Source organism: Bradyrhizobium liaoningense, assembly GCF_018130825.1.
Classification (GTDB): domain Bacteria; phylum Pseudomonadota; class Alphaproteobacteria; order Rhizobiales; family Xanthobacteraceae; genus Bradyrhizobium; species Bradyrhizobium liaoningense_B.
Genome location: NZ_JAFCJS010000001.1, coordinates 721,335 through 733,790, shown reverse-complemented (window position 1 = coordinate 733,790; position 12,456 = coordinate 721,335). Strand labels below are relative to the sequence as shown.

At 65.4% G+C, this 12,456-nt stretch carries 11 protein-coding genes; 9 read left to right on the top strand and 2 right to left on the bottom strand.

Translation table 11 applies throughout. The features are described from left to right. Positions 1-33 precede the first annotated feature (33 nt). The 8 genes from JQ603_RS03525 (at position 34) to hflX (ending at position 10,104) form a co-directional block, all read left to right on the top strand. Positions 34-1,029: an ABC transporter substrate-binding protein gene (locus JQ603_RS03525; protein WP_212336534.1), complete on the top strand. Its 996-nt coding sequence runs from the start codon at positions 34-36 to the stop codon at positions 1,027-1,029. Between the two features lie 117 nt (positions 1,030-1,146). Beyond that, positions 1,147-2,844 carry a DUF3300 domain-containing protein gene (locus JQ603_RS03520; protein ID WP_212336532.1) on the top strand — a complete coding sequence of 566 codons (1,698 nt, stop codon included), beginning with the start codon at positions 1,147-1,149 and terminating at the stop codon, positions 2,842-2,844. Continuing rightward, positions 2,841-3,761: a DUF2950 domain-containing protein gene (locus JQ603_RS03515; RefSeq protein ID WP_212336530.1), complete on the top strand. Its 921-nt coding sequence runs from the start codon at positions 2,841-2,843 to the stop codon at positions 3,759-3,761. Before JQ603_RS03520 ends, JQ603_RS03515 begins: the two co-directional genes overlap by 4 nt. Next, positions 3,745-4,209 carry a hypothetical protein gene (locus JQ603_RS03510; RefSeq protein ID WP_212336528.1) on the top strand — a complete coding sequence of 155 codons (465 nt, stop codon included), beginning with the start codon at positions 3,745-3,747 and terminating at the stop codon, positions 4,207-4,209. The genes JQ603_RS03515 and JQ603_RS03510 overlap by 17 nt, the downstream gene beginning before the upstream one ends. Positions 4,210-4,413: 204 nt before the next feature. Further along, on the top strand, positions 4,414-6,822 hold the full coding sequence (locus JQ603_RS03505; protein WP_212336526.1) for a sensor histidine kinase NtrY-like: 2,409 nt from the start codon (positions 4,414-4,416) through the stop codon (positions 6,820-6,822). A 17-nt stretch (positions 6,823-6,839) separates the two neighbouring features. Further along, positions 6,840-8,210, top strand: a complete 1,371-nt coding sequence (locus JQ603_RS03500; RefSeq protein WP_212336524.1) for a sigma-54-dependent transcriptional regulator — start codon at positions 6,840-6,842, stop codon at positions 8,208-8,210. Positions 8,211-8,458: 248 nt separating this feature from the next. Then, on the top strand, positions 8,459-8,707 hold the full coding sequence (hfq, locus tag JQ603_RS03495) for an RNA chaperone Hfq (RefSeq protein ID WP_007591126.1): 249 nt from the start codon (positions 8,459-8,461) through the stop codon (positions 8,705-8,707). Between the two features lie 11 nt (positions 8,708-8,718). Next, positions 8,719-10,104 carry a GTPase HflX gene (hflX, locus tag JQ603_RS03490; RefSeq protein WP_212336522.1) on the top strand — a complete coding sequence of 462 codons (1,386 nt, stop codon included), beginning with the start codon at positions 8,719-8,721 and terminating at the stop codon, positions 10,102-10,104. Between the two features lie 163 nt (positions 10,105-10,267). Here the strand turns inward: hflX and JQ603_RS03485 are convergent, their stop codons facing one another. Further along, the gene (locus tag JQ603_RS03485; RefSeq protein WP_271582525.1) at positions 10,268-10,744 is read right to left on the bottom strand and encodes a GNAT family N-acetyltransferase; all 477 of its coding nucleotides are present in this window, start codon (positions 10,742-10,744) and stop codon (positions 10,268-10,270) included. Next, positions 10,741-11,559, bottom strand: coding sequence for a nucleoside triphosphate pyrophosphohydrolase (gene mazG, locus JQ603_RS03480; protein WP_212336520.1), 819 nt, complete (start codon positions 11,557-11,559; stop codon positions 10,741-10,743). The genes JQ603_RS03485 and mazG overlap by 4 nt, the downstream gene beginning before the upstream one ends. Positions 11,560-11,685: 126 nt before the next feature. Here mazG and queC point away from each other — a divergent pair, with 126 nt between their 5' ends. Next, a complete protein-coding gene (gene queC, locus JQ603_RS03475; protein ID WP_212336518.1) occupies positions 11,686-12,399 on the top strand; it encodes a 7-cyano-7-deazaguanine synthase QueC in 714 nt (237 codons plus the stop codon). The last annotated feature ends 57 nt before the right edge of the window (positions 12,400-12,456 follow it).

Genomic DNA, 12,456 nt, shown 5'->3' with positions numbered 1-12,456 from the left:
GGCGCGGGCATGGTGGGGGATAGTGGTTTGATCATGAAGCGCCGCGAGTTCATGGCTCTGCTTGGCGCTGCGGCTGCGTTTCCGGTCTCCGCGCGGGGGCAGGATAGGGCACCGTGGCAGTCGATGCCTTCGGTGGGCGTGTTGACCGGCAATGTTGCGGGCGATCCCGGTGCCCAGATGCGTGTCGATGCGTTCCAGCAGGGGCTGGCCGATCGCGGCTGGATCGCCAACCAGAACTATCGGCTCGAAATACGCTGGCCGGGCCCCAATCCGGCGCGGCAGAAACTCGAGGCGCTCGAGCTCGTCGCCGCCATGCCGGACGTCTTGTTTGCGACCAGCACGGGCACGACCCGGGCACTGCGCGATGCGACCCAGCGAATTCCGATCGTCTTCGTCGGGCTCTCCGATCCGGTCGGGACCGGCCTGGTCGCCAATCTGGCACGACCGACCGGCAACCTGACCGGCTTCTCGCTCTACGAGCACTCGATGAGCGGGAAGTGGCTCAGCCTGCTCAAGGACATGGTGCCCGGCATGACTCACGCCGCGGTTCTGTTCAATCCGGACTCGGCACCCTATGCGCCATTCTACATCGAGGCCGCGCACCAGATGGAAAGCCGTCTCGGCATGAAGGTCACTGGTGCGAGCGTTCGGAGCGGAGCCGACATCGCGGGGGTGATCGAGGCGGCGGCGCGCAATGGAGCCGGCCTCGTCGTGTTGCCGGATGGCGGCTTCTTCAGCGCACAGAGCGCGATGACGATTCCCTTGCTGGCACAGCGCCGCGTGCCGGCCATTTTCGCGGTCCGCTTCTACGCCGCCAATGGTGGCCTGATGTCGTACGGTGCCGACCTGACCCAGCAGTTTCGCGAAGGTGCCGGCTATGTCGATCGCATCCTGCGAGGCGCGGACATCCGCACGCTACCGGTGCAATTCGCCAGCAAGTTCGAGCTCGTCATCAACATGAAGGCGGCCAATGCGCTTGGGCTGACGGTACCGGGCCGGCTCCTGATGGAGGCCGAGCTGATCGAGTGAATTCATCGCTCTCGCGTTGCAACAGGAACGGCGGCTCCCGGTTTCGTTGATCTCGATCAACAAACGCCCATGCCGCGGCCCCGATCTTCGCGATCGGAAAGTTGGATGGAGGGTGGAATGTCTCGCTGCGGCAAGACCCTGATGGCAATTGCGCTGATGCTGGCGATGCCAGTCGTGGCAATTGCGCAGACGGCTGACAAGCCGACGACGCCGAGCACGCAGGCACAGCCGGCTCCCCCGCCGGCGCCGGCAGCAGAGCTGCTGAAGCCGGAGCAGCTCGAGGCACTGGTCGCACCGATCGCGCTCTATCCTGACGAGCTGCTCGCCAACGTGCTGGCCGCCTCGACCTATCCGCTCGAAGTGGTGCAGGCCGACCGCTGGCTGAAGGAGCACAAGACCCTGAAGGGCGAGGCGCTGAAGACGGAGGTCGACAAGCAGGCCTGGGACGACAGCGTCAAGGCGCTCGCGAGCACCGCCGAAGTTCTTTCCATGATGAGCGACAAGCTCGACTGGACCCAGAAGCTGGGCGACGCCTTTCTCGCCCAGCAGCCCGACGTGATGGATGCGATCCAGCGCCTGCGCAACAAGGCCTATGACAACAAGAAGCTGGTGACCACCAAGCAGCAGAAGGTCAGCGTCCAGTCGCAGGAAGGCAAGCAGGTGGTCGTCATCCAGCAGGCCGATCCCGAGACGATGTATGTGCCGTACTACGATCCGGCGACGGTCTACGGCACCTGGCCCTATGCGGAATATCCGCCGTATTATTGGGGCTATCCCTCCTATATCGGCGCCGGCGTGGTTGCCGCCGGGCTCGCGTTCGGCACGGCCTGGGCGATCGGACGCTGGGGCAATTACTGGGGCGGCGGCTGCAACTGGGGCAACCGCAACGTCTACGTCAATCATCGCAACACCAACATCAATACCGGCTGGCAGCACAATCCGGCGCATCGCCAGGGTGTGCGCTACAACAACACGAACGTTCAGCAGCGCTTCGGCAACAACAATCTGAAGGCGGGTGCGTCCGACCGGATGGATTTCCGCGGCCGCGACGGCAATCAGGTGCTGCGTCCAAACCAGGGGGCTGGAGACCGCGCAGGCGATCGTGCAGGCGATCGCGGCGGCCCCGGTGATCGCGCCGGCAATCGCGGCGATCGTCCTGGTGCCGGGGATCGTCCCAGCGCAGGAACGCGCGACCGGCCGGGCGGCGGCGATCGGGCCGGTGCGGGCGATCGGGCCAAGGGTGGGGGTGACCGTGCCAAAGGTGGCGGAGATCGTGCCAAGGCTGCGAACCGTGCCGGCGGCGGTGCGGGCAACCGTGGCGGTGGCGGCAATCGCGGCGGCGCGATGAACGTCTCCTCCGGCCGGGCGGCTGCTGCAGCCTCGGCGCGCGGTCGCTCCAGCATGGCGAGCATGCCCCGCGGTGGCGGGGGAGCGAGCTTTGCCGGTCGCGGCGGCGGTGGCGGAATGGCGATGCGCGGTGGCGGAGGTGGCGGCTTCCGTGGTGGAGGCGGAGGTGGGGGGGGCCGCGGTGGCGGCGGTGGTGGCCGGCGCTCGGACATCGCACTGAAGCACGACATCGCGCTGCTCGGCCATCTCGGCAATGGCCTCGGCTATTATCGCTTCAGCTATATCGGCAGCGACAAGGCCTATGTCGGCGTCATGGCGCAGGAGGTCGAGAGCGTGATGCCTGATGCGGTGACGCGCGGCAGCGACGGCTATCTGCGCGTCCATTACGAAAAGCTTGGTCTGAAGTTCCGCACCTACAGCGATTGGCTCGCCGGCGGCGCGAAGATTCCTGCGGAGGTCGCGCCATGAACGGTCTGATGTCGCTTTGTCGCGCGGTCCTGCCGGCAATCATGGTTCTGACGCTTCTGGGATCGGTGACACAGGCGCAGGAATCCTACAAGACTCCGGAGGACGCGGCCGCGGCGCTGGCCGCGGCCGCCAAGAGCGGTCCGCGCGACCTCCTGAAGGTGCTGGGCAGGGCGGCGGACGACATCGTCTCGTCCGGCGACGAGATCTCCGACGCCGACATCCGCGCGCGGTTCGTCTCGATGTATGACGCCAAGCACGCGATCAAGGCCGAGGGCAACAAGAAGGCCACGCTGCTGCTAGGTCCGGACGACTTCCCGTTCCCGATCCCACTGGTCAACACCAAGAACGGCTGGGAGTTCGACACCGACGAAGGCCGCATCGAGGTGCTTCGCCGCCGCATCGGCCGCAACGAGCTCGACGCGATCCAGACCGCGCTCGCCTATGTCGACGCGCAGAACGAATATGCCGACAAGGATCGCGGCGAGGGGGCGGGCGTCTACGCGCAGCGCTTCCTGTCCACGGCCGGCAAGAAGGACGGCCTGTTCTGGCGTGATGATGCCGATCCCAGTCCACTCGGGGCGCTGGTCGCGGAGGCCACGGCCGAAGGCTACAAGCAAGGCGCTGGCGACGGGCCGGCGCCCTATCACGGCTATTACTTCCATATTCTGAAGGGCCAGGGCCCCAACGCGCCCGGCGGCGCGCTCAACTATGTCGTCAAGGACAAGATGATCGGCGGCTTCGCGCTGATCGCGTGGCCCGCCGAGTACGGCAATTCCGGCGTGATGACCTTTCTGGTCAACCATGCCGGCACCGTCTACCAGAAGGATCTCGGCACGCGGACCAGCTTCATCGCGCCGCGCACGACGCTGTTCGATCCAGACCAGACGTGGAAGAAAGTCGATGCCGAGAAGCCCTAGGCTGGAACGCGTCCTGCGTGCCGTCGCAATCGGCTTCGCGGCGCTGATGCTCGTCCTGCTCGCGATGCCAGCCACGCCATCGTTTGCACAGGCGAGCGGCGACGTTCGCGTCAAGATCGTCAAGGCCGGCCTTCTGGTCGGCGGCGGCGCGGGCAGCGGCGTGTTGACCTATCGCGGCAGGAACTATCCCTTCAGGATCGCCGGCCTCAGCTTGGGCATCACTGCCGGCGCAAGTGTTGGCCGGTTCGGGGGGCGGGCGTCGGGTATCCGGGACGTCGCTGACTTTGCCGGGACGTACAGTTCCGTCGGCGGCGGCTTCGCCCTGGTCGGCGGCATCAATGGCGTTCAGTTGCGCAACGAAAAGGGCGTGACCCTCGTGCTGCAGGGCCCAAAGGCGGGCCTGGAGCTCGCGGCCAACATCAGCCAGATCACGATTTCGCTGAAGTGAGACAGTCGCGGACCTCGTCGAGCGACCGGCGATAGTCGAATCCGGTCCCGTGCGATTTGGTAAATCGTGGCTAAAAGAAGAAGTTGAATTCGGTAAGGTATTGAGATCGCGTGGCTAATTGACACTGTAGTGTCTCAGCAACAATGTGGTACGAATACATCAGTCGCCGCCCGCCGCGGACCCGTTTTCAGCACCATTGCCGGAATGACCAGCGCAGATACCTCGGCCGCATCCTTTGACACGGCCCCAGCCGAAGAGCCGCGACGCTGGTCGCCGCGACGCTGGCTGGCGCCCTTTGCCGTGGCGCTGGCACTGCTGTCGGGCCTTTTGACCTTCCTCGTCTTGACCGGCCTGACCCGGATCGATCCGACGCCGGAGGTGGTCCGCTCGTTCTACCTGATCAATGCCGGCACCATCCTGCTGCTGGTCGGAATCATCGTCCGCGAGCTCTGGCAGCTGATCCTGGCGCGGCGCCGGGGCAGGGCGGCGGCGCGCCTCCATGTCCAGATCGTCAGCCTGTTCTCGATCGTGGCCCTGTTGCCGGCGGTGCTGGTCTCCGTCGTCGCCAACGTCACCCTCGAGCGCGGCCTCGACCGGCTGTTCTCGGGGCCGACCAAGGAAGTCATCCAGAACTCGCTGAACATCGCGCGCGCCTACATGCAGGACCACGCGCAGCTGATCCAGGGCGACATTCTCGGCATGGCCAACGACATCGCCCACGCCAGGCCGCTCTACGACCAGGACCGCCGCTCGTTCCGCGAAATGCTGACGGCCAGCGCCAGCTCGCGCAACCTGCCGGGCGCGATGATCATCGACAAGAGCACCAACATCCTGGAATCCGCCGACACGGGCATGCGGCTGGCTTATTCGCCGCCGGCGCCGGACTTTCTCAGCAATGTCAGCGAGAGCCAGCCGGAGATCGCGATCCTTCCGGACGCGAGCTACGTCGCGGCGGTGATCCGCCTGCGCGCCTTCAACGACACCTTCCTCTACGTCGCGCGGCCGCTCGATCCCAACGTGGTCAACCAGCTGAAGCAGACCGAGGTCAGCGTCGCCGAATATGCCCAGATCGAGTCGCGGCGGCTCGGAATCCAGGTCGCTTTCGCCCTGATGTTCGCAGTGATCGCGCTCACCATCCTGATGGCCTCGGTGCTGATCGGGCTGAACTTCGCCAACTCGCTGGTGGCGCCGATCCGGCGGCTGATGAACGCGGCGCATACGGTTTCGACCGGCGACCTGCACGTGAAGGTGCCGGTGCATCAGTCTGAGGGCGACCTCGCCCAGCTCGGTGAGACCTTCAACAAGATGACGCAGGAATTGCGCAGCCAGCGCGACGAGCTCGTCAACGCCAGCGACCTCATCGACAGCCGCCGCCGTTTCATCGAGGCCGTGCTGTCCTCGGCGAGCGCCGGCATCATCGGCGTCGACACATCGGGCAGCGTCGGCATCCTCAACCGCTCCGCCGAGAAGCTGATCGGGCACTCCGAAGCGGAGACGCTGGGCCATCCGCTCTCGGACGTTCTGCCCGAGCTCGACGAGATGATGAAGACCGCGCGGGAAGGGACCCAGCGCCTGGTGCAGGGCCAGATCACGATCACCCGCGACGGGCAGGAACGCAATCTCTCGGTCCGCGTCAGCGCCGAGAAGAACCAGCCGCACGACAGCTACATCATCACCCTCGACGACATCACCGAGCTGGTCTCGGCGCAGCGCACCTCGGCCTGGGGCGACGTGGCGCGCCGCATCGCCCACGAGATCAAGAATCCGCTGACGCCGATCCAGCTCTCCGCCGAGCGCATCCGCCGCAAGTTCGGCAAGACGATCACCGAGGACAAGGACAAGCAGATCTTCGACCAGTGCACCGACACCATCGTGCGCCAGGTCGACGACATCAGGCGCATGGTCGACGAGTTCTCGCGCTTCGCGCGGATGCCCAAGCCCGTGATGGAGGGCGAAGACGTCGCCGACACGGTGCGTCAGGCGGTGTTCCTGATGAAGGTCGCCCATCCCGAAATCGACATCGAGGCCGACTTCAAGCAGGATCCGCTCCGGGCCCAGTTCGACCGCCGGCTGATCTCGCAGGCGGTCACCAACATCGTCAAGAATGCCACCGAGGCGATCGAGCAGGTCCCGCCGGAGGAGCTCGGCAAGGGGCGCATCGACGTCGTGGTGTCGCGCGAGGGCGAGGACGTGCTGATCGACGTCATCGACAACGGCATCGGCCTGCCCAAGGTGGCGCGCTCGCGGCTGCTCGAGCCCTACGTGACGACACGCGCCAAGGGCACCGGCCTTGGCCTTGCGATCGTCGGCCGCGTCCTGGAAGACCATGGCGGGCGCATCGAGCTGAAGGACGCCTCCGATTTCCGCGAAGGCCAGCGCGGCGCCTGGATGCGCATGCGCTTTGCGATCTCCGGCCAGCCTGCGAAGGCACAGGGAGCCGAGCAGGCGCCAGCGCTTGAGCCCACGGCCAGGCCGGACATCAAGGACACGTCCCCGGAATCCATCAAGGAATCCGGCAAAGACTTGGAAACAAAAGAGCCGGCGGACGGAACCAAAGAGCCGGACGAAAAGACCAATGATTCAACGAAAATCGAAGCCTCAACAGGCAGCTGAGCAGACAGGCGCGACCCATGGCTAGTGAAATTCTGATTGTCGATGACGAGGCCGATATTCGGGATCTCGTCGCGGGCATTCTCGAAGACGAGGGGTTCGTCACCAGGACCGCACGCGACAGCGATACGGCGCTCGCCGAGATCGCCAATCGCAGGCCGCATCTGGTGTTCCTCGACATCTGGCTGCAGGGCTCCAAGCTCGACGGCCTGCAGCTGCTGGAGCAGGTCAAGAAGGACAATGCCGACCTGCCGGTCGTGATGATTTCCGGCCACGGCAACATCGAGACCGCCGTCGCCGCGATCAAGCGCGGCGCCTATGACTTCATCGAGAAGCCGTTCAAGGCCGACCGGTTGATCCTGGTCGCAAATCGCGCGCTGGAGAACTCGCGGCTCAAGCGCGAGGTCAAGGAGCTGAAGCAGCTCGCGCCGAGCGCCAGCCAGCTGGTCGGCCGCTCGCCCAGCATGAACCAGCTGCGCCAGACCATCGAGCGCGCGGCCAAGGCCAACAGCCGCATCCTGATCGTCGGTCCCGCCGGCGCCGGCAAGGAGCTGACCGCGCGCACGCTGCATGCGGCCTCGGGCCGCGCCGACGGTCCCTTCGTCGTCATCAACGCCGCCGCGATCACGCCCGAACGGATGGAGCACGAGCTGTTCGGCATCGAGCAGTCCAACGGCGAGCAGCCGCGCAAGCCCGGCGCGCTCGAAGAAGCGCATGGCGGCACGCTGTTCATCGACGAGATCGCGGACATGCCGCGCGAGACCCAGAACAAGATTTTGCGCGTGCTGGTCGAGCAGTCGTTCCAGCGCGTCGGCGGCACCGCCAAGGTGCAGGTCGACGTGCGCATCATCTCCTCGACCGCGCGCAATCTCGAGGAAGAGATCGCCGCCGGCCATTTCCGCGAGGACCTCTATCACCGCCTCTCGGTGGTGCCGATCCGCGTGCCCGCGCTGTCGGAACGGCGCGAGGACATTCCGGAGCTGATCGACTATTTCATGGAGCAGATCTCGGCCGGCAGCGGCCTGCCCAAGCGCCAGATCGGGCAGGACGCGATGGCGGTGCTGCAATCGCATGTCTGGCCCGGCAATGTGCGCCAGCTCCGCAACAATGTTGAGAGGGTCATGATTCTGGCCGCCGGCGGCCCGGAGGTCATCATCACCGCCGACATGTTGCCCCAGGACGTCGGCTCGATGGTGCCGGCGATGCCGACCAGCAACAATGGCGAGCACATCATGGGCCTGCCTCTGCGCGAGGCACGCGAAGTGTTCGAGCGCGACTATTTGATTGCACAGATCAGCCGTTTTTCAGGAAATATTTCTCGTACGGCCGAGTTCGTTGGCATGGAACGGTCGGCGCTGCATCGGAAGCTGAAGGCACTCGGCGTCGGCTGACGCTGCGACGTTGCGGCGGCATCTCGGGAATAGGCAAAGAAAATCATCGATTTCCGTAGTTTTTCGGGGCAATAGGGCGCCGGCTGCCGCGTGAAGCGGCTTGCCTAATAACCCGACCTGTCTTCTAATCGAACCGCTGTTCCTCCGAGGGGGATCTCATGAGGAACGGCAACCGGAAGAGGCCCCGAATTTCACAAAGAGGGCAGCAACCGGCGCAATAAAAAGAAACTCAAAGTGAGAAAAAAACAATGGCGGCAGACCGCGCACAAAACCTACAGGACACCTTCCTTAATCACGTTCGCAAAACCAAGACGCCACTGACGATCTTTCTGGTCAACGGAGTGAAGCTCCAGGGCATCGTGACCTGGTTCGACAATTTCTGTTTGCTGCTTCGTCGCGACGGTCACTCGCAGCTGGTCTACAAGCATGCGATCTCGACCATCATGCCGGGCGCGCCCATCCAGTTGTTCGAAGGCGGCGAGGATCAGCCGGCTTGAGAGTGATCTGATTGGAACCCCGGAATTTCGACGGGGAAGCCGACCGTCCGCGGTCGGCAGGGGCTAAGCAGACGGGGCGGGTGCTTGTCATCGGCCCCTATTTGCGGGTGCGCGCGGGAAGTCCCGACGCGCAATCGGAGAGCCATGTCGTGCGAGATGCCGAGGCGCGGCTCGATGAAGCCGCCGGCCTTGCGCGCGCGATCGACCTCGTCATTGCCGATGCCATCATCGCGCCGATCAGCCAGATCCGGCCCGCCACCTATATCGGCAAGGGCAAGGTCGAGGAGATCGCTGCGCTGGCCAAGAGCCTCGACGTCGAGCTCGTGGTGATGGATTGCGCGCTGGCGCCAATCCAGCAGCGCAATCTCGAGAAGGAACTGCACGCCAAGGTGCTCGACCGCACCGGTCTGATCCTGGAAATCTTCGGCCGCCGCGCCAAGACCAAGGAGGGCTCGCTCCAGGTCGAGCTCGCGCATCTCAACTACCAGCGCTCGCGTCTGGTTCGTTCGTGGACCCATCTGGAGCGCCAGCGCGGCGGTTTCGGATTCATGGGCGGTCCCGGCGAGACCCAGATCGAAGCCGACCGCCGCCTGATCCAGGAGCGCATCACCAAGCTCGAGAGCGAGCTGAAGAAGGTGCAGGCCACGCGTCGCCTGCATCGCGCCGGCCGCCAGCGCGTGCCGTACCGCGTCGTCGCGCTGGTCGGCTACACCAATGCCGGCAAATCGACGCTGTTCAACCGCCTGACCCGCGCCGACGTGCAGGCGGCCGACATGCTGTTCGCAACGCTCGATCCGACCTTGCGCGCACTCAACCTGCCGCATGGCGGCAAGGCGATGCTGTCCGACACCGTCGGGTTCATCTCGAACCTGCCGACGCAGCTCGTCGCCGCCTTCCGCGCCACGCTGGAGGAGGTGCTGGAGGCTGACGTCATCCTGCACGTCCGCGACATCTCGCATGAAGACGCCGAAGCACAGCAGAGCGACGTCGACGCGGTGCTGCGCCAGCTCGGCATCAACCCCGATGACTCAGGCCGCATCATCGAGGTCTGGAACAAGATCGACCGTTACGACCCAGAGCAGCGCGAAGAGCTGTTGAACATTGCCGCACGCAGGCCCGAAGATCATCCGGCGATGCTGGTCTCGGCCGTATCAGGCGAGGGCATCGATGCGCTGCTCGCCGCGATCGAGGAGCGGTTAGCGGCCAAGCGCACCACGCTCGATCTCTCCATCGACGCCGCCGACGGCGCCGGCATCTCCTGGCTGCACCGCAATTCCGAGGTGCTGGCAAAAGAGCTGCACGACGGCCGCTTCGACATGACGGTGCGGGTCGATGAGACCAAGCGGGATATCGTGGTGAACAGGTTCGACGCCGTGCCGCATCTGTCAGCCACATAACATCCGTCGTCCTGGCGAAAGCCAGGACCTATACCGCGTGATCTATCGAGGCCGCGAGATCTGGGTACCGACGAACGTTTAACTCCGAGTCTTCGCCAAACTGCTTTGTGGGGTAATGGGTCCTGGCTTTCGCCAGGACGACGGTGGAGGCGCACGCCCAAGATCACCTCGACAGTTCGAGGCTCATGAACTGGTTGTGCGGGCTCGCCTGATAGTCGGCGAACGGCTCGCAGGATACGAAGCCGGCGCTGCGGTAAAGTGCGACGGCCGGCACGTGCAGCGGCGCCGTGCCAGTCTCCAGGCTGAGACGCGCATAGCCGCGGTTGCGGCCTTCGGCGATGATGTGGCTCAAAAGCGCGCGTCCGGCCCCAGTCCGCCGTGCAGTAGGCGCGGCGCGCATCGACTTCACCTCGCCATGTGTTGCATCCAGCTGCTTCAGGGCGCCGAAGCCTGCCAGCGCGCCGTCCTGCCAGGCGGTCCAGAACGTCACGTCAGGAGCTGACAGGCCGCTCGCGTCCAGCGCTTGCGCGTGCTCGCCCATGACGCTGCGGAGCTCCTCCAGATGATACGCCAGCAACTCGGCGACGTGTGGCGCCCTTGGATCGTCCTGCCTGATGTCCACGGTGAGCCCTCGCGTCACGTCGCGGTCTTCGCGGCATTCCACAGCGCATCCATCTCCGCCAGCGAGGCCTGCTCGAGCGTCCGCCCCTGCGCCTCCAGCGCCCGCTCGATGAACGCAAATCGCCGCTCGAATTTTGCGTTGGTCGCGCGCAGCGCAGCTTCCGGATCGGCATCGACATGGCGGGCGAGGTTGACGAGGGCGAACATCAAATCGCCGGTCTCTTCGGCGATCTCCTGCTTGTCGTTGCGATCGAGCGCGGCCTCGATCTCGTCGGCTTCCTCGCGGATCTTTTGCAGCACCGCGCGCGGGTCATTCCAGTCGAAGCCGACGGTGGAGGCCTTGCGCTGCAGCTCCATGGCGCGCGTCAGCGCCGGTTGGCCGGCCTTGACGCCTGATAGCAGTGACTTGTGCGCCGGTGTCTCCTCCGGCGGCCGGCGCGCGGCACGTTCGGCCTTTTCCTCGGTTTTGATGCGGTCCCAGACTTCCTTGACGTGCGAGGAGGCGAGGTTGCCGTCCTTGTCGGCGAAGACGTGCGGATGGCGCCGGATCATCTTGCGGGTGATGGCCTCGACCACGTCCCCAAATGCAAACGCGTTCTGCTCCTCGGCCATCTGGGCGTGGAACACGACCTGGAGCAGGAGGTCGCCGAGCTCCTCGCGGAGGTCGTCGAGATCGCCCCGGGTGATGGCGTCCACCACCTCATAGGCTTCCTCGATCGTGTAGGGCGCGATCGTCGCAAAATCCTGCTCGAGGTCCCAGGGACAGCCGGTCACCGGCGTGCGCAGCGCCGCCATGATCTCGATCAGGCGGGAAATGTCGCGGGAAGGGGTCATTGCGGGCCGTTCTCCTGGGTCCAAAGCCTTATGCCAAAAGCGGGCTGCCGATCCCAGCGCAAGGCGCCGGAACAGGCCGATTTCCACCGATTGGCTGATACGTTCCGCAGTGCTAAAGCGCGGGCCATGAATGACGCATTTTCCTCCGAAACCGCGCTGGTGCTGTTCTCCGGCGGCCAGGATTCCACCACCTGCCTCGCCTGGGCGCTGAGCCGCTTTGCCCGCGTGGAGACATTGGGGTTCGAGTACGGCCAGCGCCACGCCATCGAACTTGCCTGCCGCGACCGCCTGTTCGACGGCATCAAGGGCCTGCGCGCCGATTGGGCCGCAAAACTCGGCGAGAGCCATACGCTGTCCATCCCGACGCTGGCAGCCGTGTCCGAGACGGCGTTGACCCGCGACGTCGCGATTGCGATGGGGGCCGACGGTTTGCCCAATACCTTCGTGCCGGGCCGCAACCTGGTGTTCCTGACCTTCGCCGCCGCCCTGGCCTACCGGCGCGGCATCACCCACATCGTCGGCGGCATGTGCGAGACGGATTACTCCGGCTATCCGGACTGCCGCGACGAGACCATCCGCGCCATGCAGGCCGCGCTCTCGCTCGGCATGGCGAGGCCCTTCGAGCTGCACACGCCGCTGATGTGGATCAACAAGGCCGCGACGTGGAAGCTGGCGCATGATCTCGGCGGCGACGGGCTGGTCGACCTCATCCGCGAGGAGTCCCACACCTGCTATCTCGGCGAACGCGGCGCGCAGCACGATTGGGGCTATGGGTGCGGGGAGTGCCCGGCGTGCAGCCTGCGGGCGAAGGGGTGGCAGGAGTATGTGGCGGGGAGGTAGGGCCGCCGTCATTGCGAGGAGCGAAGCGACGAAGCAATCCAGAGACCTCTGCGGTGG